Source organism: Pseudoalteromonas sp. PAR1, assembly GCF_947311895.1.
GTDB classification, from domain to species: domain Bacteria; phylum Pseudomonadota; class Gammaproteobacteria; order Enterobacterales; family Alteromonadaceae; genus Pseudoalteromonas; species Pseudoalteromonas lipolytica_C.
Genome location: NZ_CAMZMY010000001.1, coordinates 243262 through 269835 on the forward strand (window position 1 = coordinate 243262; position 26574 = coordinate 269835).

Here is a 26574-nt window from a genome sequence, read left to right on the forward strand (position 1 = left end):
AACCGCCTTTTTTATTTACGTGTAAGCAGCTTATCAGACACCGCATATGCCATACCAGCCAGCAAACCTGCTAAGTGAGCCCAATTCGCCATACTCACTGGCAACATATCTACAAAGCCTAGAATAAGCCAAACCAACATAAAACCAACAATACTATTGCTGACTAAAGGTGGTTCGTTAGGGCGCATTGCACTATAAATCCAGCAAAACCCAAGCAAACCATACACAACGCCGCTTAAGCCACCAAAGTTAGGCCCGACAAGTAAAAACTGCGCCCAATTACTAATAAACGCCGTAACTAAAAATAACCCTACTAAGGTTAATTTACCGCTGCGCTTTTCAATATCGTTACCCAGCGTCATCCACCAGATCAAATTAAAAATAAGATGTATAGAGCTAAAATGCACAATGGCAGGAGTAAGCCAAGTAATTGGCTTGGCAGGGTTAAATTGGAGCATGCCATAAATAGTTTCAAAGCCGCCCATCAGAAAAGCAACAAAGATGACTATAGATACTAAGGTTACGGTACGATTAAGCCAACTTAAAGCCTTAAATCGCGCTTTTAAATCAAGTGATTGGCCTTGATATGATAACGGCGATTGTGTACTTCCTACCTGCCATGAAGCTTGTAAGTACTTTTCATCGTTGGGATTTTCAGCAAACTCTTGCCATAAAGGTTGAGCTTGATGAAAATGCTCTGGAGCAACACAAATAATCACAGTTTGTCCATCTTGCGAGCGCAGCTCACCTTGTAATCCTTTACTTTTAATGTAGTCAATAAAGCCTTGTGCGGCGCGCGGATTATTTATGCTGCCCAGTTCAATCATCGTTCTATATGCTCCGGAAGTTGCGTTTGCCACGCAGTAAAGCCACCATCCATGCTGTAAACATCTTCAAAGCCTTGTTCAACTAAATAGCTCGCAGCACCTTGAGAACTAACTCCATGATAACAAACAATGACGATTGGCTGATCAAACTCTTTGTTCATCATAAACTCGCTGATATTTGCATTCGATAAATGCTCAGCGCCTGGAATATGTCCGCTTTGAAATGAATTCGGATCGCGAATATCGGCAATCACGACATCGTCTTTTTCTAACAGCGAAAAGGTTTCGCTAACTGAAATATGTTTATACGACATAATACTCTCTAAACTAAAAAGGCGGCCTAAAGCCGCCTTAATTTTGAGGCTTTTAGACCTTCATTTAATCCCAATTCAGGATAACTTTACCAGACTGGCCTGAAATCATTGTATCAAAGCCTTTTTGGAAGTCATCTACCGAAAATTGATGCGTGATAATTGGGTTAAGATCAAGACCAGACTGAATTAGACTCGCCATCTTATACCAAGTTTCAAACATTTCGCGACCATAAATACCTTTAATGATAAGGCCTTTAAAAATAACTTGGTTCCAATCAACCGCCATATCTGAAGGTGGAATACCTAGCATAGCGATTTTTCCGCCGTGGTTCATGTTATTTAGCATGCTATTAAATGCAACGGGTACGCCTGACATTTCAAGACCAATATCAAAGCCTTCTGTCATGCCAAGCTCTTTCATTACATCTTCAAGCTTTTCATTTGCTACATTTACTGCACGAGTCGCACCCATTTTACGTGCTAAATCTAGGCGGTATTCGTTTACGTCTGTGATAACTACATGACGCGCACCAACATGTTTAGCAACCGCAGCTGCCATGATACCAATTGGGCCTGCACCTGTAATTAATACATCTTCACCCACTAAATCGAACGACAATGCGGTGTGAACTGCATTACCAAATGGGTCAAAAATTGAGGCTAATTCATCTGAGATATTATCTGGAATTTTAAATGCATTAAAAGCAGGGATCACAAGGTATTCTGCAAATGCGCCTTCACGATTAACACCAACACCAGTTGTATTACGACATAAATGCACACGACCAGCACGGCAGTTACGGCAATGACCACAAGTAATATGGCCTTCGCCAGATACACGGTCACCTACTTGGAAACCACGTACTTCCTGACCCATATCAATTACTTCACCAACATACTCGTGGCCAACAACCATAGGAGTTGGAATTGTATTTTGTGCCCACTCATCCCATTTATAAATATGGACATCTGTTCCACAAATTGCTGTTTTGCGGATTTTAATAAGCAGATCGTTATGGCCAACTTCAGGCTTTGGCGCATCAGTCATCCAGATCCCTGGTTCTGCTTTTAATTTAGATAATGCTTTCATGATTTACACTCAATTAAACAAAACCGAAGCAAAAGCTTCGGTTTAGGAAATAAAATTAGATAACACCCATTTCTTTACCAATACGGGTAAAGGCAGCAATAGCGGTATCTAATTGCTCTTTTGTATGCGCCGCAGAGATCTGCGTACGGATACGTGCTTGGCCTTTAGGTACAACAGGGAATGAGAAACCTGTTACATAAATACCTTCGGCAAGTAATTTGTCTGCCATCATAGAAGCGACTTTTGCATCGCCTAACATAACTGGGATAATTGCATGGTCTTTACCTGCACAGGTAAATCCTGCCGCTTCCATTTGTTCACGGAAATATTTTGCGTTATCCCAAAGTTTTGCGCGTAACTCACCGCCATTGCTTAGCATCTCAAGTACTTTAATCGATGCAGTAACAATTGATGGCGCAAGTGAGTTTGAGAAAAGATAAGGACGAGAACGCTGACGTAACCACTCTACAATTTCTTTTTTACCAGATGTGTAACCGCCTGATGCGCCACCAAGTGCTTTACCAAGTGTACCTGTGATGATATCAACACGGTCTAGAACACCACAGTACTCCGGCGTACCTTTACCATTTTCACCGACAAAACCAACAGCGTGAGAGTCATCAACCATAACTAAGGCATCGTATTTGTCAGCAAGGTCACAAACCGCTTTAAGATTACAAATCACACCGTCCATTGAGAAAACGCCGTCAGTTGCGATTAGTTTTGTTTTAGCACCCGCTTCATCAGCAGCAATAAGTTGCTTTTCAAGGTCGCTCATGTCGTTATTAGCGTAACGGAAGCGCTTTGCTTTACAAAGGCGAACACCATCAATAATTGAGGCGTGGTTTAGCGCATCAGAGATAATTGCATCATCTGGGCCGAGAATTGTTTCGAATAAACCAGCGTTTGCATCAAAACAAGATGAGTAAAGAATCGTATCTTCGGTTTCTAAAAACTCAGAAATCTTTTGCTCTAATGTTTTATGAATATCTTGAGTACCACAAATAAAACGCACAGAAGCAACACCAAAACCATGGTCATCTAAACCTTGTTGCGCGGCTTTGATCAGCTCAGGGCTATTGGCTAAACCTAAATAGTTGTTCGCACAAAAATTGATTACCTTATCACCTGAGGCAACTTCAATTTGAGCTTGCTGCTGCGATGTAATAACACGTTCACTTTTGTATAAACCTTCAGCTTTTACTTCGTCGATTTGCTGTTGCAGCTGATTAAAAAACGCAGATGCTCTCATCTGTAATCTCCAAATATTCTTGTATCTAACCAGAAATGATTAGCATGACTGTAAAATTTGCGCCTATTGTAAAAGCTTAGACGAACAATTGCACTGTTTGCAGTTCGTCGCAAACCTTGAGGCTAAAGAAATAAAACTGGTCTTACCTGCTAAGACTGTAAAATTAAAGCAGGTAAATCAGCTAAAGACTCACATACGTAATCAGCATGTTGTTCTGTTGATTCAGCATAACTTTGCCCTGAACGAACCAGCACACGGGTCGCGATTTGCACTCTTTCTGCTGCAATTAAGTCGCCCAGCTTATCGCCGACCATAATACTTTGTGAGGGAGTAATACTATGCTCTTCAATGGCTTGTAACAGCATGCCTGGAGCAGGCTTACGACAATGACAATCCTGTAAATAGGCAGGCTCTGCTTTAGTCGGATGATGCGGGCAAAAGTACACATCAAGAATTGGCACGTCATGACGCATAAACTCAGCTTTCATCCAGTCTGTAAGGTTTAAAAAGTCTTGTTCTGAATAGTAGCCACGCCCAATACCTGACTGATTAGTCACAATGACAATTTCATAACCTGCATCAATAAACTTTTTGCACGCATCAAACACACCGGGTAAAAACTCAAACTCATCCGGTTTATATACATAACCGTGATCAGCATTAACCACACCATCGCGGTCTAAAAACAGTACTTTACTCATGACAATTGCTCTTTATCTACAACACGGTTAAACATAGCTATAACCTCATCAATGCTTATTTGCGTCATTAAATCAGCTCCTTTAACGCGTGTTCCCCAAGGTAGCTCTTGAGCTGTTTTGCCTGTTTGTTCACGTAAGTTTTGGTGGTACACCTCAACCACGTAATCTAGATACAAGTATGGACCTGTACGTTTCGGGTTTGAATGGGCATACAAACCTATTACAGGTATACCAACAGTTACAGCCATGTGTGCAGGTCCCGTATCAGGAGCTAAAACTAAAGAAGCGCGCTTTAATACACACAACAACTCTTTAAGCTTAGTTTTACCTACTAAGTTAAGCACAGGCGCATTCGTTTGCGAAATTATTTGTTCAGACAACTCTATTTCTAAAGGTGTTGGTCCTCCTGTGATAACCACCGAAAAACCTTGCTGATAAGCATGCTCTGCAAGTGCCGCATAACGCTCGGGCAACCAATTACGCTCTTTTTTACTTGCCGCAGGTGAGATAACAAAAATACGCCCAGCTAAACGTTCTTCACCCAATAAGGCATCAGCAGCTTGTTGATGTTCATCTGTGATTGGCATTTGCCAGTGAGGCGCATAGTCAGGTACACCAATTGCTTGAGCAAAGCCCTTAAAGCCCTCAAGGACATGTGCCTCAGATTGCGGGGCAATACGCTTATTAATGAATAAACTATGTAACTCTTTTGAACGAGCCCAATCAAACCCTACTTTGACTTTTGCCGGAATACAACGAGCTGCTAAATTTGCTCTTAGTGCTACTTGCATGTGTAAGAGCACATCAAATTTACGACCTTTGAAAGTATCTTTTAGTTGCTGATAGGCCTGTTTACCCTGTTTTTTATCAAATACAACAAATTCAACGCCCGGTAAATCAGCCAACAACATAGCCTCAACTTTACCTATCACCCAGGTAATTTTTGCCTTCGGATGTGCCTTTTGAATTGCTTGCACTGCGGATACGGCGTGACATACATCACCAATAGCCGAAAGCCTTAAAATACAAATATCTGAATAGGAGGTTGATTGAGTCACGTGCGCCCTTAGCTACAGCAAATAATATGCGATCTTAAATTAACTTGATGCTAATGCAAGCACTTATGCGAAAAGCTAAAAATACGGTAAGATAGCACTAATTCTATTTAATCTTGAAGTTGTTATGTTCGAAACTCAGCATCTACAAAACACCACCCTTTTGTGTCACCCTGACTACAAAGATGAGCTCACGCAACAGTGGTTTGATGCCAGCTACTGGCAACAACAAGAAAAAATAGTTGGCGCAAAAAAAGGCCGAGCAACAGCGTGGTTTTTTAAACATCAACAGCTCACAGGTGTTCTGCGCCACTATTGGCGAGGAGGACTCGTTGGTAAGTTACTCAGCGATCAGTACCTATACTTTGGCTTAAAACAAACCCGAGTTTATAAAGAATTTACACTAATGATGCGTTTGCGTGAGCTTGGCCTGAATGTGCCCACACCGATTGGGGCCAAAATTAAAACCAGCGGCTTTATCTATCGGGGCGATATCATCACCGAGGCAGTGACAGGCGCAAAAAGTGTATTAGATATTTTAATCACGCGCCCACTAAGCCAGTCTGAACTCAAAGCGATTGCAGCCACCCTCAGCGATTTTCACAATCACGGGGTATACCACGCAGATTTAAACATCAATAACATCTTGTTCGATGATACAGGCAAGGTGTTTATCATCGACTTTGACCGCGGTGAAATCAAAAAGCCGCACCCTAGCTGGCAAACAGAGAATATTAAACGCCTTGCTCGTTCATTTGCAAAAGAGCAAGGCCGTAACGAACAGATGCATTGGCGACAAAGTGATTGGCAGTCACTAATATGCGACTACCAAGCTTTACTTAAGACTTAATCTTGCTAATTACGTTAGATGTTGAGCAACCATTAAGAAACTCAAGCACTTCGACTTTACCGCCATGGCGTAATACATGATCAGCTCCGGCAATTTGGTCAACAGTGTAATCGCCGCCTTTTACTAGTACATCGGGGCTAATTTGCTCAATGAGCTTAGCTGGCGTGTCATTCTCTTCAACGCTACCAAATGGAATAACCCAGTCAACAGACGCCAGCGCACTTAAAACCATGGCACGCTCATCGAGTGGGTTAATTGGTCTTTGTGGGCCTTTTAAGCGAGTGATAGACTCGTCATTATTTAAGCCAACAACAAGCCTGTCACCACGAGCTTTTGCCTGTGCAAGGTAGCGTACGTGACCTGCATGAAGAATATCAAAACAGCCATTAGTGAAAACAATTTTTTCACCATTTTGTTTGGCAAACTCTATATGCTGAAGTACATCTTCAAACGGTGTTTGATAATGCTCGCCAGTTTGCTGTAAATATTGACCAAGCTTACGGCTTAGTTCTTCAGGCGAAACAGTGGCAGCTCCAAGCTTGCTTACAGCAATACCTGCTGCAAGGTTGGCAATTTCAACCGCATCTTTTGCTGCCATACCAGCGCCTAGCATCACTGCTAATGTCGCAATTACAGTATCGCCGGCACCGGTTACATCGCTAACTTCAAGCTGTTGGGCTGCAAAATCATGTTTTTCTGTCTGACTAATTAACGACATACCATGCTCTGAGCGCGTTAATAGCATCGCAGCTATGCCCGCTTCACTAATTAATTTACGAGCACTGTCAGTCAAGTTTTGCTCAGAGTCCGTCAAACCACCAGCAAGCTTAAACTCATTTAGATTAGGCGTAATGTAATCAGCACCACGGTATAAGCTTAAGTCTGATGATTTAGGGTCAATAAGCACTGTTTTGCCTGCTTTCTTTGCAACCTGAACCATTTGTTGAATTAAGCTCAGTGAGCCTTTGTTGTAATCAGAGAACAACACAAAATCATAATCATCCAATACTAGCTCTAGGCGATTAAGTAATAGTTGACTGTGCTGGTCAGTGAAGGTTTCTTCAAGGTCTAAACGAACAACTTGCTGATGACGACTAATAACACGCATTTTAGAAATTGTCGGTAAGTCACACACACTTACAAGTTGCGAATCAATTTTTTCTGAACTTAAGATAGTTTCAAGAATTTGCCCGCTTTCATCTTCACCGACTAAACCTAATAGGCCAACTTTACCGTCTAAACGAGCAATATTTTTTGCGACGTTTGCTGCACCACCGGCTTTGTCTTCAAATTTACTCACTTTCACAACCGGGACTGGTGCTTCAGGTGAAATTCGCCCAGAGTCGCCATGCCAGTATCTATCTAGCATGACATCACCAACAACTAAAATACGTGCCTTTGAAAGGTTTTTTAGTAACGCTAAATCCATTACTTTTGCTCCGCTACAACCATATCGATGGCTTCACATAGCCAATGCCCGATGAACATGTGGGCTTCTTGAATACGTGCGGTTTCATCATTTTTAATAATAATAGGTAACTTAGCGATGTCTTTTACTTTGCCACCATCTCGGCCTGTTAATGCTACGGTAAAAGCGCCGATTTCATTAGCAGCAGCAAGCGCTAAATTAATATTAGGGCTAGTACCCGAGGTGGTTAAGCCAATAACCAAATCATCGGGCTTACACAGGGCCTGAACTTGGCGCTCGAATACAGTATCAAAGTGATAGTCATTGCTGTGCGCTGTTAAAATTGAGGTATCAGTAGTCAGTGCGATTGAAGCAAGTGGACCGCGCTCTAATTTATAACGCACCACAAACTCAGCAGCTAAGTGCTGTGCATCTGCCGCACTTCCGCCGTTACCAAACCAAATGACTTTGCCACCCGCTTGTAAAGCACTGTGACATGCTTCAAGTAATTGCATCACTTCTGGGTGGTAGGTCTCCATCGTTTCAAACAACATTTGATGGCGATTTAAACTTTCGAGGTAGCTTGCCGCTACAGAATCAAGATTAGACATATAAATTCCTTAAAAAGTATTAACGGCTTACTTACCAAAAATAGGCAACAGATAACCACGTATAGTTATCGCCAAATACATCTTCGCCATAGGTAAGAGTTGTCTCTAATGTATGCTCGTTTAATTGGCGTGTATTGCTTAATTGCAGTTCAACGGCACGCTCATAGTCTCCGGTCGTTTGACCCCACTCATTTAGGTAATTACTTTCGTTTTCTATCAGTGTGAGCTTACTGCGCCAAAGTGAACGGTAGTTTTCACTATAAGTTAACTCCATGCTGTGCACTTGCGTCGGTGGCGCATCTGCATAAACCCTCGCAACACCATTGGCATGTAACTCAGTATAACGTTGATCAGCCGCATAATGACCCGTTACAAAACCACCCACTGTATTACCATATACTGGATAAATCTCATTGACGTACCACAGGCTGTGCATGTTGGTATATTCATACCTAAGCGACATTGTATTACTCAGTTTTGGCAAGAAGAAGCCAAAATTGCTAACAGTATTACCAAATTGGTAGTTTTTGTGGTCTTTTGTGTCTTCACCACCATATTCAAAGTAAAGTTCAACTGGCATTCCCCAATTAAAATTCACCGTACTGGTAATTGTTACGTATTGGTCACCTAACTCATTATCTTTACTACCAGTGAGCCCTGAGTTGTCATTACCCGCAGGATCAAAAAATGCATCGACCACATCACCAACATCGACTTTGCGGGGGCCCCCACCAAACTGCATCATACGATTAAGGCCCAGCTTCCAACCATCAAGCGGCTCAATACTAAAATGCGTCCCAGCGAGCTTTGGTGTGCCGCTATGGAGCTCATTTTGATAAAGAATACCATTATCGACATGCTCAAGCTCAGAATAATAAAGCTCAAAATCAAAATTCCACCAATTGTGGGCTGGTTTTACCATACCCAATGAAATCGAAGGTGCTGTTTTAGCATTGGTAGAAATAATCTGCGCAGAATGTTTAAACGGCGAGAACCAGTGTTCTTTATAACCAAGATTTAACTGTAAATCTTCGCCAGCAAAACTTATAAACGAATTATAATTTACAAATTTATTAGCTTTGGCTCGGTAATCTACACCCACTTGTACCAAGGTATAATCATTAGCACGCCAAATACCTTCAAAAAAACCTTGCCCCCATTCATCCGAGCTTAGGCCTCTTTGATTCGCTATTTTCTTTGCATTATCCGTATCTACTTGTAGTTTTACACCGACACGAGTCACTGCATCATCACTTTGATATGGCTTTATTTTTGAACGAATAGCAGCAGCTAACCCAGGCTCTTCCTTTTCAAGTACAAGAAGTGCTTTCTCGACTTCTGCTAAACGATATGGTTTAGCCATAGGAGTGCCAATTGTTAGTGCAAACAAAGTATCTAATTGATGATCAAGCTGTGCGTCCATGCCAACAGGTAAATAAGCGGTGGGTGTTGCATATAAAGGCATAGCGCAACTTAAGAGAGCACCTACTACCGAGGCTTTTATCATTTTAAATTTCATAACTGCTTCGTTTATTTAATAAGTAATCGAAATACTACCAAATTACCTGAAACTAAACACTTAAAACTCTCATAGATAACCCTTTTTAACATTTTATATTTAGATAGCGTATGTTCCACGCTATCATAGGGTTTTATTCATATAGGCTAACCAATGGCGCGTATTATATATTCTTTACTCCTATACATTTTGAGTCCGCTAATTGTTTTTTACTTATATGTTTTGCGAGGTAAGAAAAACCAAGGCTACCGAATGCATTTTGCTGAACGCTTTGGCTATGCAGATTTATCGCGCCACGATATTGTTTTTCATTGTGCCTCTGTAGGTGAAGTGCTAGCGGCAACCCCGCTTATTAAGGCAGTTCAATCCGAACACCCTGCGCTTACGATTTTAGTAACCTGCAATACCCCAACTGGCCGCGAGCAAATAAAAAACAACTTTAACGATACTGTTAGCTGCTGTTATTTACCGATTGATTTTTTCTTCGCTACACAGCGTTTTTTAAAGCGTATCAAGCCAAAGGTACTGTGTATTTTAGAAACAGAGCTGTGGCCTAACCTTATGGCTCAAAGCAACAACTACGACACAAAAGTACTTGTTTTAAATGCCCGGCTTTCAGCTAAATCACAGCAAGGCTACCAAAAGGTGATGCCATTAACTAAGCTGATCATGCAATCAATTAGCGACCTTGCAAGTCATAATCAAGATGATGCGAAACGTTTTATTGAACTAGGTTTAAAACCTGAAAAGGCTCGCGTGTTTGGCTCAATTAAATTTGATATCACGCCGACAGATGAGCAATTAAATAAAGTCGCAGCACTTAAAAATCAGTATAACAACGAGCGCTTTATCTGGGTTGCAGGCTCCACTCACCCTGTTGAACATGAGCTTATTTTAAGTGCTCATAAAAAGCTGTTAAAAGCCTTGCCCAACGCTCTTTTGATTATTGCTCCGCGTCACCCCGAGCAATTTGATAAAGTCGCGGAGATATTAAAAAACTCAGATATGAGCTTTAGCCGTCGCAGTGCAGATAACTATAACAACCAGCAAGTTGTGCTAGCGGATACGTTAGGCGAGCTACAATGCTTATATGGAGTGGCAAACATCAGCTATATTGGCGGTAGTTTAATAGAGCGAGGCGGCCATAATCCGTTAGAGTCAGCAGCGTTTTCGGTTGGCGTATTAGCAGGCCCTCATACCTATAACTTTGACCATATATACCCTGAGCTGATTAGTGCTCAAGGAGCTAAAATTGTCACTGATGAAAACCAACTTGCTGACACGCTTATCGCTTTGAGTAATGATGCAGAACAGACCATAAAGCTTGGTCAACAAGCTGCAAAATGCGTGGCTAATAATCAAGGTGCTATCAGTAAAACGGTTAATTTAATTGAGCTTTACTTAGAAAAGTAAAATAGAGACATAGAATAGAGAAATAACGTGACTTCAAAGCAAGTGATGAATCGCCCAGAAAAGCAAATGCGCGAATGGGTATCAAGTGTAATCGTGAAATACAATTTCTGCCCGTTTGCCCGCAAAGAAGTTGAAAGCAATTGCATTCATTATCAAATCAGCCAGTCTATTACACTTGATGATGCGGTAATGGATATGCTTGAGCAGTGTAGCGAATTAGACCAACAAGCACAGCGTGAAACAACCCTGTTGATGTTTGAGCAAGGCTTTAAGAATTTTGAAGAGTTTTTAGATTTAGTCGATTTAGCTAATGCGCTTTTAGCTGCGCAAGGTTATGAGGGTAAGTATCAAATAGCTAACTTTCATCCTGACTATGTGTTTGCCGATAGCGATGACAGCGATGCTGCAAACTATACTAACCGCGCACCTTATCCAACACTACATTTGATCCGTGAAGCCAGTATGAGCGAAGCGTTAGATAACTACAATGAACCTGAGTCTATCCCAGAGCACAACATTAAACTTGCAAGACGTAAAGGCATCGACTTTTGGCTGCAGCTATTACAAAGCTGCATCGATAAACGCTAACACCTGCCGGCGTTATAAAGATAAAAAGCCAGCAATGCTGGCTTTTCTAATTTAACTTAGTGAGTTATTTTTTTACCCACTCACCGTTCACTTCAATGTAGTGACCCGGCTTCGTTTTTTCGATAGTTTTAGCAGCTGCAAGTGCTTCTACCTGCGCTAACGAAAGGTTATTCTTTTTCGCTAGCTTTAAGTACTGCTCTTTGCGCTTTGCATTAATTTCATCAACGACTGCTTTTGCTTCACTATTATTAACCACTAAACCTAAATAGCCTGAGCTATCTTCACCCACTAATCCTTGGCTCTTTGCGTCATCAAGGCTAATAGCCCACGCAGAAAAAGAGAAACAAACAGCACTGATCAAGGTGATCACATTTAGTTTTTTAAGTTGTAATTTACGCATGTGTGCTCCTTAGAATAATTCGCTGTCATCACTGAATAAGGTATCAAGTTCTTTATCCACTTTTACGCGGATCTCATGGTCAACTTTTACATTTAAGTTGATTGTAATCGGCTCTTTTGCTGCCACCTCAACACGGTGAGTACAGGCACTCAGCATGCCTACTGCCGTCAGCATTACTAACCACTTAGCCATCATTGCTTCCTTTTTTTGCATACTCTTTCTCAACTTTTTGAGTAATTTCATCACTTAAACGCAGCGCTCTAAGTAAAGTAAATACATTCTCTTCATGGTTATAATTAAAGTTCACTGCTTGCTGCTGCGCTTCATTATAACCTTCTAAATTAACACCTAAATGTAACCAACCATCTGGTTTGAGGTTAACACTGCTGCGTAGTTTTTTAATATCTAAATTCTCGAGCAAACTCAGCGTTGTACTCAGCTCCTGTTGCTGCGCTTTTACAGCTTCAAAACCCGCATTATTAGTGATCAGTAATTTACCATCACCTTGATTAACTAGCTGCCCTTGCTTTACCTCTATTCCCTGTTTGCTTATAACAACAGGTAAGGTGCCCGCTAAGCGCCCGCTTAAACTAATTCCAGACTCGGCATCAAGGGTGACCAATTTGCTAGCATCAATATTTTCAAACTTAACGGTCGCGGTTTGGTTGTCACTCAGTGGGCAGTATTTATTCACCACAAATTTGCCACCCATAACCTGACCGGTTAGATCAGCTGCGCAAGGCTGATTAGCCGTTACCTGCAACTGACCCTGCATATTTTTGACCACAGCACCTGCGCGCAGTTCATTGAGTGTAAATTTAGTCGCTGCAATATTAAGCTGCCCTGAATTAAACGTCCCATCCAAATCCACGGCAAAATCATTTGCTAGGTAGTCATTATAAAGCGCACTGAGCTTATTAATGTGAACACTACCTTCTGCTTGCTGAAGATTTACATCACCTTTAATAATCCCTGAAACCACCCCATCAGTGATGGTTGCAAGGGGCTCAAACTGAGCAATTATCGGATTAAGCTTGGATACTGCCTGCTCAGGTATCACCAATTCAAATGGGTGCGCAACCTTAGACATATGATGGCTAACAAGCGCTTCAAAGCCATCTGCAAAAACATGATGCGTTGCCTGCAAAGCGCGGCTTTGTAGGGCATTTGTAACGACAGACAACTTATTTAAAGTAAATTCAGGTGTTGATAATTTAGCAGCCGTGGTTTTGGCATCAATATCAGCAAATAATTCCCCCACACTGAGATCTGTACTAAGGGTTAGCTCATTACTGATTTTTGCTGCGTTAATATCATTATAATTTAATGATTTAACCTTACTGTTGGCTTTAACAATTAAGTGTTGCTCGGCATTATGCTCTGCCTCAATCGTGCTGGTAAAGTCGGCTATCTGAGCACCCGATATAAGCGCGTTTTTAACACTGACATTTGCGTTCAATCTAGCAGCTATCGGGCTAGAAAATAACTCATCAATTTTTAGCTTTCCTTTAGCCCCAATACCCTCAACCAGAACACCGTCAGCCTGAAAATCTAAATATGCAGGGAGTGAATCAAGTGACAGTTGAAAATCAGCGCTAACGTCACTTTCATGCAAATGCGCATTGAGCTTAAGCTCATCAATATCTTTACTGTTAAAATCAATACTAACTTGGCTATTCAGTGATGTGAGCGGATCCTGTAAAGAAAAGGTCGTATTATTGACTGTCACTTCACTTTGCCCTTCAGTTGCTAGCAGTTTTACGATTGGGACTGATAGCTGCTCGGCTTCTACACTAACTGGTTTTTCAATGTGTAACTGCCAAGTAAGCGGTAACTGCGCTTCAATAAATGATTGATGCTGTTGATCTGCTATGGTGTTCAAGCAATCTCGGTTTGCGCTAAGCTGATTTTGTAAAGCTGATAAATCCGCATATAAATGCTGTTGGTTTAATTGATACTTCGCACTCAGTTGCCCTTCAGTGGTAAAACCTAGGTCGCATTGCGCTAGAGCATGCTGATAACTTGCATTGACGGTGCTTTCAATTGCAATCGTAATACCATCAAACTTAACCTGCGATTGAGTGCTAAAATGGCTGCTTGCTGGCAATGTTATGAACCGCCTAGCTACTTGCTCATCAAGGGTGAGATCGGCTTTTATTTCATAATTAGATATTTCAACATCTGCATTAAGATCACGTGAAATCGTAAAATGGTTTAAGCGTTTTTCTTGTATTGCCAACCTAACAGGGCTATCGGTAAACGGTGAGACTACATCAAGCTGCTCAATGCTTATTAGCGGTCTTTGCTCTGGTAATACTAAAGCGAGCTTTTTAAATTCAGTCTGTGCTGATTCTGGTTGTTTTTTATTTGCAAGGTCGCTAACGATGAGATTAGCGCGAGAAACCCTAACCTGTTGCTTGTTAGCAAGGATGCCAGCTAACTCTATTTGCTGCCCTTGATAAGTTAAGCATAATTTCTCGATATTTAAATCAAGCTGGCTGGTCAATGACCAATCAATGCAGTGAAGCTCAGCGCCATTTTTACTAAGCATAGGCGTTAAGTACCACGATGTCAGTGGTAGCCTGAACAGATACGCCAACAGCAGCATGCTTAGCACGATACCTAGCAACCCTACGCTTACCCGCTTAAAACTCAAAAAACTCTCCTTGCCTTTGAACTTACACTTACTAGCACCATTATAAACAAAAAGGCTGCACTTAATAGTGCAGCCTTTTTAGTTTAAACGGCTTGTATGAACCTAGCTTGTATAGCTAGGTATATAGCTAAGTTCTAGCCAACGTTTTTACGTGCGTTGCGGAACATACGCATCCATGGGCTATCTTCACGCCACTCATCTGGGTGCCATGAGTTAGCAACAGTACGGAAAACACGCTCTGGGTGCGGCATCATAACCGTGGCACGACCATCAGTAGAGGTAATACCTGTGATACCTTCAGGCGAGCCGTTCGGGTTAGCTGGGTATTGCGTTGTTGGGTTACCGTAGTTATCAACAAACTTCACTGCCACAGTGCCTGACTCAAGCGCAGCTTTAACTGCATCGCTGTTAGCGAATTCAGCATGACCTTCACCATGAGAAACAGCGATAGGCATACGAGAACCAGCCATACCGTTAAAGAATACTGATGGGTTTTCTTGCACTTCTACAAGGCTAAAGCGAGCTTCAAAGCGCTCTGACTTGTTGGTTACAAAACGTGGCCAGTGCTCAGTGCCTGGGATCAACTCTTTCAATGTTGAAAGCATTTGACAGCCATTACACACACCTAGGCTGAATGTATCTTCGCGGTGGAAGAAGCTTTGGAACTGCTCACGCGCCATCTCATTAAATAAGATTGACTTAGCCCAGCCTTCACCTGCGCCTAATACGTCACCGTAAGAGAAGCCACCACATGCCACTAAGCCTTTAAATTGCTCAAGTGTTAAACGACCTTCAAGGATGTCACTCATGTGTACGTCAACCGCTGCAAAGCCAGCACGGTTAAATGCCGCAGCCATTTCTAAATGAGAGTTAACACCTTGCTCACGTAGAATCGCCATTTTCGGCTTCGCACCAGTTGCAATGTAAGGCGCAGCAACGTCTTCGTTTAAGTCAAAGCTTAGTTTTACGTTAAGACCTGGGTCTTTTGCGTCAAACTTAGCGTCAAATTCTTGCTTAGCACACTCTGGGTTATCGCGACGTGCTTGCATTTGGTAAGTTGTTTCAGCCCAAATAGTGCGAAGCTCAGTACGCGTGTGGTTAAGCACCACATCATCACCACGAGTGAATACCACACGGTCATCAGCGTTTAATGCACCAATTTCATGGCTGATAGCTGCTAAGCCGTGATCAGCAAGAACGGCTTTAACTGCATCTAAATCAGCGTTTGCCACTTGGATAACCGCACCTAGCTCTTCATTATAAAGCGCTTCGATGTCTGAACCTGTAAGGCCTGCAAGGTCAACAGTTACACCTGTATGGCCCGCAAATGCCATTTCAGCGATAGTTGTGAATAAACCACCGTCTGAACGGTCATGGTAGGCAAGTAACTTGTTATCAGCAACAAGCGCTTGCATTGCTTCATAGAAACCTTTTAATAACTCAGGGCTATCAACATCAGGTGTTACATCACCTAATTGCTTATAAACCTGTGCAAGGCTTGATGCACCCATACGGTTTTGACCCGCACCTAAATCAACTAATAATAGTGATGACTCACCTTTATCAGTGCGTAGCTGTGGCGTTACTGTTTTACGCACGTCTTCAACACGACCAAAGGCAGTGATGATTAGTGATAATGGTGCAGTAACCGATTTTTGCTCACCGTTTTCATCCCATTGAGTTTTCATCGACATTGAGTCTTTACCCACAGGGATTGTTAAACCAAGTGCCGGACAAAGCTCTTCACCTACCGCTTTAACAGCTTCGTAAAGACCTGCATCTTCGCCAGGGTGACCAGCTGCGGCCATCCAGTTTGCAGATAGCTTGATATTTTCAAGGCCACCGATGTTAGCACACGCGATGTTCGTTAATGACTCCGCCACAGCTAAACGAGCAGAAGCTCCATAGTTTAACAGTGCAGCTGGTGTACGCTCACCTAGTGACATTGCTTCACCGTGATAAGTATCAAACGCAGCGGCTGTTACCGCACAGTTTGCTACTGGCACCTGCCAAGGACCTACCATTTGGTCACGCGCAACTAAACCCGTTACGGTACGGTCACCAATGGTGATTAAGAATGTTTTTTCAGCAATCGTTGGTAAGCGTAATAAACGTTGTGCAGCATCTGCAGCATCAATGTTTGCAACGTCTAATGGTTGCGATTGTGCTTTTTTAGACTCAACTTCGCGGTGCATTTTTGGTGCTTTACCAAGTAAAACATCAAGCGGTAGGTCAACAGGGTTGTTACCAAAGTGGCTATCTTCAACCGTTAAGTGGCGCTCTTCTGTTGCTTCACCGATAACCGCGTATTGTGCACGTTCACGTTTACAGATTGCTTCAAAGCGCGCGAAGTCTTCAGCTGCAACTGCTAATACGTAACGCTCTTGAGATTCGTTACACCAAATTTCGTGTGGTGCCATACCCGGCTCATCGTTTGGAATATCACGAAGTTGGAATTTACCACCACGACCACCGTCGTCTACAAGCTCAGGGAATGCGTTTGAAAGACCACCTGCACCCACATCGTGAATGAAAGCGATTGGATTTGCATCACCTAACTGCCAACATTTATCGATAACTTCCTGACAACGACGTTCCATTTCTGGGTTTTCACGTTGTACCGATGCAAAGTCTAAATCTTCGTTCGATTGACCTGATGTCATACTAGACGCAGCACCACCACCAAGGCCGATGTTCATTGCCGGACCACCTAGTGCGATAAGTTTTGCACCAACTGGGATTTCACCTTTTTGAACATGTTCAGAACGAATGTTACCTAAACCACCTGCAAGCATAATTGGCTTGTGGTAACCACGTACTTCTTCACCGTTGTGGCTTGATACTTTTTCTTCGTAGGTACGGAAGTAACCAAGTAAGTTAGGGCGACCAAATTCGTTATTGAATGCCGCGCCACCTAATGGACCTTCAGTCATGATATCTAGTGCATTAACGATACGACCAGGCTTACCAAAGTCGGTTTCCCATGGTTGCTCGTAACCAGGAATACGAAGGTTAGATACAGTGAAGCCCACTAAACCAGCTTTTGGTTTAGAACCACGACCTGTAGCACCTTCGTCACGAATCTCACCACCAGAACCTGTTGATGCACCCGAAAATGGTGCAATCGCTGTTGGGTGATTGTGAGTTTCAACTTTCATCAAGATTTCGATGTTTTCTTGATGGTATGCGTACTCGCCTTCACTGTTCGGGAAGAAACGACCCGCTACTGAGCCCTTCATTACCGCTGCGTTATCTTTGTATGCAGATAACACATTTTCAGGGTGTTGCTCGTAAGTGTTTTTGATCATTTTGAACAATGATTTTGGCTGTTCGATGCCATCAATTGTCCAATCAGCATTAAAGATTTTATGACGACAATGCTCAGAGTTTGCTTGTGCAAACATAAATAATTCGATGTCGTTCGGGTTACGCCCTAACTTTTGGAAATTTTCTACCAAGTAATCGATTTCGTCATCTGCAAGCGCAAAACCTTGCTCAACATTCGCTTTAGCAAGTGCTTCACGGCCACCACCTAAAATGTCAACTGATGACATTGGACGCGGTTCATCGTGACGGAATAACTTAGCTGCATCAGCCATATCCGCATGCGTTGCTTCAGTCATACGGTCATGTAATAACGCTGCAACTTCAGCTGTTTGCTCAGCTGATAAATTACCTTCAACGTAGTATGCAATACCACGTTCAACACGGTGAACTTGGCTTAAGCCACAGTTATGTGCGATATCAGTTGCTTTTGATGCCCAAGGCGAGATAGTACCAGGACGCGGCGTTACAAGAATTAACGTGCCTGCAGGGCTGTGCTCTGCAATCGTTGGACCATAAGTAAGCAGCTTTTCAAGCTTTGTTTGCTCATCTGCTGAAAGCTCAGCAGTAAGATCAGCAAAATGCATGAACTCAGCATAAACGTTAGTGACTGGAAGTTGTGCCTGTTGGCAACGCGCTAAAATTTTCTGAACTCTAAAATCGGAAAGTGCTGGTGCACCACGAAGGATCAACATAGGTATTTTCATCCGGGGTTAGGGATTGAACGATATTTTAGGCGCGTATTATAGTGCAAATAACGTCTAGATTTAACTCAAAATTGCGCTTTTATTTAAATAATCTTCATAACCGCGATTATGGTTGCAACAATTAACTATCTTAGTACTCTTTATTTTCCCGCAGGCTGTTGTTCTGTATGACTTATCTATTACCGCTACTATTACAGTTATTAATTTTTAAATAGAGATATAAAACTATATGCGAAGTGACGTGGCAGTGAAGTTTTGCTATAACGGTAACGTAATGGTTTAAGGGGCATTTCTAATTTATGCAAAAAATACTCGCTATATTTACGCTTGTGCTCATGTTGTGTGCATGCGATATGCAACAACAACCATCACAACTTGCTCATATCAAAGCACAGAATAAGATAAGAGTCGGCACCTTAGCCGGCGCGAGTAATTACTATCAAGCACCGCAAGGTGTGCAGGGTTTTGAGTACGAATTAGCACAAGAGTTTGCCGATTATGTTGGCGTAGAGCTCGAGATGGTGCCTTTTTTTAATCTTACAGATATGTTCTCTCGCCTCGAAAGTGGTGATTTAGACATTATTGCCTCTGGACTTACTTATAATACCATTCGGGCTGAACATTATCGTTTTGGGCCAACTTACCGCACCATTAGCCAAAAGCTAGTATACAAGCAAGGCCGCACTCGCCCTCGAGAATTTGCCGATTTAACGGGGAACCTAACGGTTCTTGCGAAAAGTAGTCACTCACTTGCATTACAGCAACTTAAACAGCTTCATCCAGACTTAACATGGCATGAAACAGAAGATATGGATGAAGAAGAACTTCTGCAAGCAGTTATAGACGGTGAAATTGATTACACTCTCGCTGACTCTCACACCTTGTCATTATTTCGCCGCTACCACCCTAATTTAAGTATCGGCTTTTCAGTGACTCGTAACGACCCTATCGCTTGGTTACTAAGAAAGGATGGTGACGATTCTTTATATGCCTTGATGGTGCCCTTTTTTGGTGATGTAAAACAAAATAACCAACTTTATGTATTAGAAGAAAAGTATTTTGGCCACGTTCGTCAGTTTAATTATGTTAATACCTTAGCCTATATCGAAGCTATCAAAGAAACACTCCCCAAATATCAGCCTTGGTTTGAGCAGTATTCAGGGAATATTGATTGGCGCTTACTGGCCGCCTTGAGCTATCAAGAGTCAATGTGGAACCCTAAAGCCAAGTCACCGACAGGTGTTCGCGGGATCATGATGCTTACGCAAACTACAGCAAAACAAGTTGGCGTTACTAACCGTTTAGAGCCTGAGCAAAATATCAAAGGCGGTGCCGAATATTTAGCGAAGGTTATTTCGTGGATCCCTGAACGTATTCCACAACCCGATAGAACTTGGTTTGCCTTAGCCTCTTATAATGTTGGCTGGGGCCACGTAAATGACGCGCGAATTATTACCGAGAGAGAAGGGGCAAGCCCCGATAAGTGGGCGGATGTAAAAAAACGCTTACCGCTTTTAATTAAAAAGCGTTATTATCGTAAAACCAAATATGGTTATGCACGTGGCGATGTTGCCGTGCAGTATGTTGACAATATTCGTCGTTATTACGATGCGTTGGTTTGGCTTGATGAAAATGATGCAATTGCTGACCCAAGTGAAGAAGAGCAAGCCATTGAAGAGGTTAACACTTCCACAGAAACGAGCGAAAAGCCAAACGACACAACACAACCAGACTCCCAAGAGCAGCAGACGTTAGAAAACAACTAACCTAAAGCACCAGAAATCTGTTTACTTGTCATCAAATGATCATTATCTTTTAGTAGAAATGGAATGGACCATGCCATGCTTTTCTCTCACTTAAGGAGCACACATGTTAAAAAGAAGACGCAAGACACATAAGTTCAAGCGTAATGTTATTTACTCAACAGCGACACGCCGTCGTATCATGCTGCGTAATACACACAAAAAAGTTATTTGGCGTCGCCGCTTATTTGCGATGCAGTTAATGGAAGCTCAAGTTCCTGCAACGCCGGTTGTATAACTAGGCGTTGCGAGCTGCAAGCTTAGCCGCCTTTTTCTCTTCTCTACGACGCTTAAAAAACTTAGATATCACCGCCCCACACTGCTCACTCATAACTTCACCGGTTACTTCAACTTGATGATTAAGCCTTGGTTCTTGTAATAGATTCATAATAGAACCCGCAGAGCCCGTCTTGGCATCTTTAGCACCGTATACGAGTCGCTTGATACGGCTATGAACCAATAGTCCTGCACACATCGAACACGGCTCGAGGGTTACATACAAGGTGCAATCTATTAGGCGATAATTATTAAGTACTTTGCCTGCTTCGCGGATTGCCATCATTTCTGCGTGAGCGGATGGGTCGTTATCGGTAATTGAGCGGTTATAGCCAAAAGCTATTAGTTGATTGTCTTTTACGAGCACTGCACCAACCGGAATTTCATTAATCGCTGCCGCTTCATTGGCAAAGCTCAATGCTTTTTCCATCCAATACTGGTCGCTAAATTGTTCGCTCATATATCACACAAATCTTGTAAAACTGTGAGTAATTATACCTAGTTAGTGAAAAATGTCGGCAATAAATACTGCTACACTTAAAAATTAACGCAAAATTTAGTGGCTTTTTCATGGCTCAACAGCCTCATATTGCGCTATAATCTCGCGCTTTTTTTATTTAGCTTACAACACGGGTAGCAAATGAAATTTCCTGGACGCCGCAGGCATAAACATTATTTTCCGGTGGAAGCCAAAGATCCACTGACGAATCAACTTAACTCAACCGAACGACTACAACGTAGTTATATTACGGGTATCGACCAAATTGTGGTGGATATTGAAGCGAAAGTTGATCAAGCTTTCCTAGATGAATTTCAATTGCGCCGTGGCATGTCGCAAGTAATCGATAGCGATATTACCAATGCGTTATACGACAGACTGAAACTCGACAACATGATCGACTATGAGTTTGCCGGCGGTACAGTAGGTAACACCATGCACAACTACTCAACACTAGCTGACGACCGTTCAGTGTTATTAGGAGTCATGAGTGAAAACATTAAAATTGGTAGCTATGCATACCGCTTTTTATGTAATACCTCTAGCCGTGTTGATCTTGATTATCTTCAGCCTGTAGACGGCCCAATTGGTCGCTGCTTTACCTTGATTGACGAAACAGGTGAACGTACCTTTGCGATCAGCGCTGGACTTATGAATCATCTTCGCCCTGAATCTATCGATCAAGAACTTATTGAGAACTCTTCAGCACTGGTGATCAGCGCATACCTAATGCGTACGCAAGGTGATGAAACCATGACAGAAGCCACCATGCAGGCAGTAAAATATGCCAATGATGCAGGCGTACCTGTGGTTTTAACCCTTGGAACTAAGTTCTTAATTGAACAAGACCCTACCTGGTGGGCTGATTTCGTTAAAGAACATGTTGATATTCTTGCGATGAACGAAGAAGAAGGGCTTGCTATTACTGGCTTTGAAGACCCACTTCTAGCTGCCGACAAAGCACTAGACTGGACAGACTTAGTTATTTGCACTGCCGGCGAAAAAGGCTTATTTATGGCAGGTTATGTAGACGATTCATTCAAGCGTGAAACAGAATATCCACTATTACCGGGTGCGATTGCTGACTTTAACCGCTATGAATTTTCGCGCGCTATGCGTAAAGACGATTGCCAAAACCCTATTCGTGCTTATAGCCACACAGCACCATTTATGGGTGGCCCAGACAGCATTAAAAACACCAATGGTGCTGGCGATTGTGCTCTTGCTGCGGTATTACATGACTTATCAGCAAACGTTTACCACAAACTTAATGTGGCAAACTCAGCGAAGCATCAGCAACCTGCAATGACTTACTCATCACTTGCACAAATTAGTAAATACGCTAACCGTGCAAGTTATGAAGTACTTGTTCAGCACTCTCCACGTTTATCGCGTGGTTTACCTGAACGTGAAGATTGTTTAGAGCAAGTTTACTGGGATCAGTAACCGCTTTTAGAAAATCGAAATATCCAGTTTCTGGGATAAACGCTCAAGAGCGGCTATCCCAGCTACTGAGTTACCATACGAATTAAGCCTTGGCGCCCAAACAGCCACAGTAAATTGATTCGGTAACACAGCTAATATGGTACCCGATACCCCTGATTTACCCGGCATACCAACACGGTAGCCAAAATCTCCCGCAGCATCGTACAAACCACTGGTAAACAGTAACGAGTTTAACTGCTTATTTTGTCTGGCGCTGAGCACTTTATTGCCGCTGGCATCTTTACCTTGATTCGCTAAGTAATTGTAAGCTTTTGCTAATTCTATGCAGTTAAGTTCAATGGCACAGAAGTTAAAGTAGGCCCATAACACATCATCAACCTCATTATTAAAGTTGCCAAATGATTTCATTAAATGCGCCATGGCGGCATTACGGTGACGAAATTCATATTCAGAATTTGCGACTTTCTTATCTATAACAACCTGAGGATTCCCTGATAACTGACGAAATGACTCAAGCATTGAATGCATCGGTGCTGATAAACGACTATATAAAGCATCACAGGTGACAATAGCACCGGCGTTAATAAATGGGTTGCGTGGTATACCCTGTTCAAATTCAAGCTGTGTTAGTGAGTTAAAGGCTGTACCTGAAGGCTCTTTTCCGACTCGTTGCCACAGCTCATCACCATAACGCTGAAGTGCTAAGGTTAAGGTCATTACTTTAGAAACAGATTGAATAGTAAAACGTGCACCACAATCACCCGCACAGTAGGTTTTCCCATCCACGGTATGAATCGCAATAGCGAACTGGTTGGGCTCAACCTCTGCAAGTGCAGGGATATAATCAGCAACCTTACCTTGACTCAGTAATGGCTGAACTTCTTTTGTGATTTCATCTAATACATGTTGATAATCAATCTGTGACATACCGCGTCCTTAAAACAAAAAGCCCCGCATTTGCGAGGCTTTGTAGTCTACTAAAGATGGTTTGCTATAGCGATTGCTATTAGCTCATTGCTGATTGCAGTTTTTTCATCGCTGTTTTTTCTAGCTGCCGAACACGCTCTGCTGAAACGTTATATTTCTCAGCAAGTTCTTGCAGTGTTGCTTTGTCATCAGCTAACCAACGTGCACTTACAATGTCTTGTGAACGTTCATCAAGGGTTTTTAACGCACTGAATAAACGAGCATGAGATTGCTCTTGCCATTGCTGCTCTTCGATATCGTCAGCAAGGTCAGCACTGCCATCTGTTAAATATTGTACTGGCGAGTATGTGCTTGTCGGTGCATCGTCATTGTCGTCGCCCGTTAAGTCAAAGCCCATATCTTGGCCACTCATACGTGATTCCATCTCACGTACTTCTTTTTCGCTTACACCTAGCTCATTAGCAACAGTGCTAACCTCAGCTTGGTTAAACCAACCTAGACGCTTTTTGTTTTTGCGTAGGTTGAAGAATAATTTACGTTGCGCTTTTGTTGTTGCAACTTTCACGATACGCCAGTTTTTCAGTACGTACTCATGAATTTCAGCTTTAATCCAATGTACTGCGAATGAGACTAAGCGAACACCTACACTTGGGTCGAAACGTTTTACCGCTTTCATCAGACCGATGTTACCTTCCTGAATTAAATCAGCTTGCGGTAAGCCATAACCTGAATAGCTTTTCGCAATATGAGCAACAAAGCGTAGATGCGACATAATGAGTTGCTTCGCAGCTTCAAGATCACCTTCTTCCTGAAGACGTGTCGCCAACTGCTTTTCTTTCTCTGCATCAAGCATAGGAATAGTGCTAACCGCTTGAAGGTAGCCGTCCATACTTGCGCTCTGTTGACCTGCAGTAAGTGCCATTGCGTATAAATCTTTACTCATTTTTCACCTCAGTGATAAACATTTGAAACCATCTTAGCACTCTTTAAGCGAGAGTGCTAACTTGAATTAAAAACTTTTTTAAAGTTCAAATCAAGTGGTTTTTTTAAGATAATTTTATTTTACTTTAAGGCGCTGAATAAGCGATGAATTCTAGCTTTTTAGGCGTTTTGAAAGGTAAATAGAGTATCCCTTCAAAACCTAAATAAACAGCATAACGGCTAAATATGACAAATTAACGACAGTAAAAAGCGCTAAAATTATAGCGCTCAATACGACTAGCTAAACTTTATCAGGTTCTATTTCTTTTATATAACGGTTTACAGATAAGTAAGAACCAACAAATCCTAATCCAGTTGCAAGAGCAACTAAAATAGCAAACTCAGCCAAAGTTAATCCGATTAAATCAAAGCTTGTTTCATATACGCCAGCCACTTCACTCACCGCAGCTCCTAGCCACCACATCATTAAAGCAACACAAATAAAAGAGAACAAACCACCAATAATGCCGTACCAAATCCCTGTCCATAAAAATGGCGCATGAATAAAGGTGTTCGTTGCGCCAACTAATTTCATCACTTGAATTTCATCTTTCTTATCCATAATTGATAAACGGATAGTGTTACCGATGATCAAAGTGACGGAAGTTAATAATAGTAGAGCAATGGTAATAACGCTTTCTTTTAATAAACTTAATAGTGCATTTAAGCGTTCAAGCCAAGCAATATCGAGCTTACCAAAATCAACTTCTCTTTCGGCTTCCAGCTTTTGCAGTAATTGCTTGGCTGTATTCGGCTGACGGTATCGTGCTGTAGGCGTAACAATCACAACATCTGGCAACGGATTAGCGTCTAAATACTCAAGTGCTTGACCAAATCCTGATACTTGTTTGAATTCAGTGAGGGCATCACCTTTTGAGATGAACTCCACTTTATCAACTTCTGGGTAGAGTGCTAAACGCTTAACTAAAGTTTGCGTTTGTTGCTCTGTCATAGTTTCTTTAACAAACAATGAGATCTCTGCTGCATCTTCAAAGCCACTGCTTACTTGTGAGACATTTTTGACTACTAAATAAAGTGTCGCAGGGAGCGTTAAACTTAACCCCAATACCGCAATGGTCATTAACGAGGCAAGAGGCGTTCGCCACATTTCACCCAAACTGTGAATACCTTGACGAATAAGGTTAAGAATAAAGAAGTACGGCGCTGCTAAAAGTGATTTTTTTTGGCGCTCATTTTGGCTAGGCCGGCTTTTAAATAATAAACTCATAGTGCCCCCTCAGCTAACGGGTCTTCGATCATACGACCATCTTTGAGCGTTAAACTGCGATAGCGCATGCGTGCAATAAGACCTATATCGTGAGTCGCAATAAGCACTGTAGTACCGTGGTTATTAAAATCTTCAAACAAACGCAGAATGTCCATAGAAAGCTCAGGATCTAAGTTACCCGTTGGCTCATCGGCAAGTAGAATCGGGGGGGAGTTGACGATTGCTCTGGCTATACCAACACGTTGTTGCTCACCACCCGATAGTGTCGCAGGATTACATTTGGCTTTATCAAGTAAGCCCACTTTATCAAGCGCACCATTTACTCGTTTTGCAATTTGTTTATGATGCGTCCCTTCGATTATTAAAGGCAAAGCAACATTATCAAACACAGAGTAACGTTCTAATAAGCGGTGATTCTGAAAGATGATCCCTATATCGCGGCGCACATAAGGTATTTGCCGCGATTTAACAGCGTTTAAGTCTACACCATTAATAAGTACCTGCCCTGCCGATGGTCGCTCCATCAAACTTATGAGCTTTAGCAAGGTACTTTTACCTGCGCCACTGTGACCCGTTAAAAAGGCTAACTCGCCAGGCTTTATATGAAAACTAACTTTCTCAAGGGCACGGTGGCCACCTGGGTATGTTTTACTGACTTGCTGAAAATTTATCATTTTAATTATCAATCATCTTGCAGCGA

General features: G+C 42.2%; 24 protein-coding genes. 6 read left to right on the top strand and 18 right to left on the bottom strand.

Annotated features, from left to right (window positions below; genetic code table 11):
- Window positions 1-11: 11 nt before the first annotated feature.
- From glpG to QL229_RS01155, 6 genes are all read right to left on the bottom strand, one after another.
- A complete protein-coding gene (gene glpG / locus QL229_RS01130; protein ID WP_235383315.1) occupies window positions 12-827 on the bottom strand; it encodes a rhomboid family intramembrane serine protease GlpG in 816 nt (271 codons plus the stop codon).
- Window positions 824-1141, bottom strand: a complete 318-nt coding sequence (gene glpE / locus QL229_RS01135) for a thiosulfate sulfurtransferase GlpE (RefSeq protein WP_235383305.1) — start codon at window positions 1139-1141, stop codon at window positions 824-826. Before glpE ends, glpG begins: the two co-directional genes overlap by 4 nt.
- Window positions 1142-1205: 64 nt before the next feature.
- The gene (gene tdh, locus QL229_RS01140; RefSeq protein WP_135926082.1) at window positions 1206-2231 is read right to left on the bottom strand and encodes an L-threonine 3-dehydrogenase; all 1026 of its coding nucleotides are present in this window, start codon (window positions 2229-2231) and stop codon (window positions 1206-1208) included.
- A gap of 55 nt (window positions 2232-2286) precedes the next feature.
- Complete coding sequence (locus QL229_RS01145; protein WP_135926083.1) at window positions 2287-3483, bottom strand: glycine C-acetyltransferase; 1197 nt, start codon at window positions 3481-3483, stop codon at window positions 2287-2289.
- Window positions 3484-3632: 149 nt separating this feature from the next.
- Entirely contained in the window at window positions 3633-4184 is a 552-nt protein-coding gene (gmhB, locus tag QL229_RS01150; RefSeq protein WP_235383304.1) for a D-glycero-beta-D-manno-heptose 1,7-bisphosphate 7-phosphatase, read from the bottom strand.
- Entirely contained in the window at window positions 4181-5242 is a 1062-nt protein-coding gene (locus QL229_RS01155) for a glycosyltransferase family 9 protein (protein WP_138557233.1), read from the bottom strand. The genes gmhB and QL229_RS01155 overlap by 4 nt, the downstream gene beginning before the upstream one ends.
- A gap of 124 nt (window positions 5243-5366) precedes the next feature.
- Between QL229_RS01155 and QL229_RS01160 the strand changes: the two genes are divergently transcribed.
- The gene (locus QL229_RS01160) at window positions 5367-6089 is read left to right on the top strand and encodes a 3-deoxy-D-manno-octulosonic acid kinase (RefSeq protein WP_253038267.1); all 723 of its coding nucleotides are present in this window, start codon (window positions 5367-5369) and stop codon (window positions 6087-6089) included.
- Here the strand turns inward: QL229_RS01160 and hldE are convergent.
- From hldE to QL229_RS01175, 3 genes are read right to left on the bottom strand one after another with little or no spacing between them, the layout of a single operon-like run.
- Window positions 6079-7518 carry a bifunctional D-glycero-beta-D-manno-heptose-7-phosphate kinase/D-glycero-beta-D-manno-heptose 1-phosphate adenylyltransferase HldE gene (hldE, locus tag QL229_RS01165; RefSeq protein ID WP_135926087.1) on the bottom strand — a complete coding sequence of 480 codons (1440 nt, stop codon included), beginning with the start codon at window positions 7516-7518 and terminating at the stop codon, window positions 6079-6081. The genes QL229_RS01160 and hldE overlap by 11 nt on opposite strands.
- Complete coding sequence (locus tag QL229_RS01170) at window positions 7518-8108, bottom strand: SIS domain-containing protein (protein ID WP_135926088.1); 591 nt, start codon at window positions 8106-8108, stop codon at window positions 7518-7520. Before QL229_RS01170 ends, hldE begins: the two co-directional genes overlap by 1 nt.
- 31 nt (window positions 8109-8139) lie before the next feature.
- Window positions 8140-9627, bottom strand: a complete 1488-nt coding sequence (locus tag QL229_RS01175) for a capsule assembly Wzi family protein (protein ID WP_138557232.1) — start codon at window positions 9625-9627, stop codon at window positions 8140-8142.
- A gap of 153 nt (window positions 9628-9780) precedes the next feature.
- Between QL229_RS01175 and waaA the strand changes: the two genes are divergently transcribed.
- Window positions 9781-11040: a lipid IV(A) 3-deoxy-D-manno-octulosonic acid transferase gene (waaA, locus tag QL229_RS01180; protein WP_138557231.1), complete on the top strand. Its 1260-nt coding sequence runs from the start codon at window positions 9781-9783 to the stop codon at window positions 11038-11040.
- 45 nt (window positions 11041-11085) lie between these two features.
- A complete protein-coding gene (locus QL229_RS01185; RefSeq protein WP_281546433.1) occupies window positions 11086-11628 on the top strand; it encodes a DUF1415 domain-containing protein in 543 nt (180 codons plus the stop codon).
- Window positions 11629-11692: 64 nt separating this feature from the next.
- Here the strand turns inward: QL229_RS01185 and QL229_RS01190 are convergent, their stop codons facing one another.
- The 4 genes from QL229_RS01190 to purL all read right to left on the bottom strand — a co-directional run bounded on the left by QL229_RS01190 (window position 11693) and on the right by purL (window position 18703).
- Window positions 11693-12028, bottom strand: a complete 336-nt coding sequence (locus QL229_RS01190) for a YdbL family protein (protein ID WP_135926091.1) — start codon at window positions 12026-12028, stop codon at window positions 11693-11695.
- A gap of 9 nt (window positions 12029-12037) precedes the next feature.
- Window positions 12038-12220: a YnbE family lipoprotein gene (locus QL229_RS01195; protein ID WP_054551055.1), complete on the bottom strand. Its 183-nt coding sequence runs from the start codon at window positions 12218-12220 to the stop codon at window positions 12038-12040.
- Window positions 12213-14684: a YdbH domain-containing protein gene (locus tag QL229_RS01200; protein ID WP_281546421.1), complete on the bottom strand. Its 2472-nt coding sequence runs from the start codon at window positions 14682-14684 to the stop codon at window positions 12213-12215. Before QL229_RS01200 ends, QL229_RS01195 begins: the two co-directional genes overlap by 8 nt.
- Before the next feature lie 134 nt (window positions 14685-14818).
- The gene (gene purL, locus QL229_RS01205; RefSeq protein WP_281546422.1) at window positions 14819-18703 is read right to left on the bottom strand and encodes a phosphoribosylformylglycinamidine synthase; all 3885 of its coding nucleotides are present in this window, start codon (window positions 18701-18703) and stop codon (window positions 14819-14821) included.
- 311 nt (window positions 18704-19014) lie between these two features.
- Here purL and mltF point away from each other — a divergent pair, with 311 nt between their 5' ends.
- Complete coding sequence (gene mltF, locus QL229_RS01210) at window positions 19015-20481, top strand: membrane-bound lytic murein transglycosylase MltF (protein ID WP_138557228.1); 1467 nt, start codon at window positions 19015-19017, stop codon at window positions 20479-20481.
- Window positions 20482-20584: 103 nt separating this feature from the next.
- Window positions 20585-20755, top strand: a complete 171-nt coding sequence (locus tag QL229_RS01215) for a hypothetical protein (protein ID WP_167658517.1) — start codon at window positions 20585-20587, stop codon at window positions 20753-20755.
- Here the strand turns inward: QL229_RS01215 and tadA are convergent, their stop codons facing one another.
- Complete coding sequence (gene tadA, locus QL229_RS01220) at window positions 20756-21253, bottom strand: tRNA adenosine(34) deaminase TadA (protein WP_135926095.1); 498 nt, start codon at window positions 21251-21253, stop codon at window positions 20756-20758.
- A 180-nt stretch (window positions 21254-21433) separates the two neighbouring features.
- On the opposite strand from tadA, the gene QL229_RS01225 reads away from it, so the two are divergent.
- The gene (locus QL229_RS01225) at window positions 21434-22738 is read left to right on the top strand and encodes an inosine/guanosine kinase (RefSeq protein ID WP_135926096.1); all 1305 of its coding nucleotides are present in this window, start codon (window positions 21434-21436) and stop codon (window positions 22736-22738) included.
- A 6-nt stretch (window positions 22739-22744) separates the two neighbouring features.
- On the opposite strand, the gene glsB is transcribed toward QL229_RS01225, so the two are convergent.
- From glsB to ftsE, 4 genes are all read right to left on the bottom strand, one after another.
- A complete protein-coding gene (glsB, locus tag QL229_RS01230) occupies window positions 22745-23665 on the bottom strand; it encodes a glutaminase B (protein ID WP_138557227.1) in 921 nt (306 codons plus the stop codon).
- Window positions 23666-23744: 79 nt separating this feature from the next.
- Entirely contained in the window at window positions 23745-24608 is an 864-nt protein-coding gene (rpoH, locus tag QL229_RS01235; protein WP_054551048.1) for an RNA polymerase sigma factor RpoH, read from the bottom strand.
- 279 nt (window positions 24609-24887) lie between these two features.
- The gene (gene ftsX / locus QL229_RS01240; RefSeq protein WP_135926098.1) at window positions 24888-25874 is read right to left on the bottom strand and encodes a permease-like cell division protein FtsX; all 987 of its coding nucleotides are present in this window, start codon (window positions 25872-25874) and stop codon (window positions 24888-24890) included.
- Window positions 25871-26548 (bottom strand): cell division ATP-binding protein FtsE, encoded by a 678-nt coding sequence (gene ftsE, locus QL229_RS01245; protein WP_135926099.1) that lies wholly within the window; start codon window positions 26546-26548, stop codon window positions 25871-25873. Before ftsE ends, ftsX begins: the two co-directional genes overlap by 4 nt.
- Between the last annotated feature and the right edge of the window lie 26 nt (window positions 26549-26574).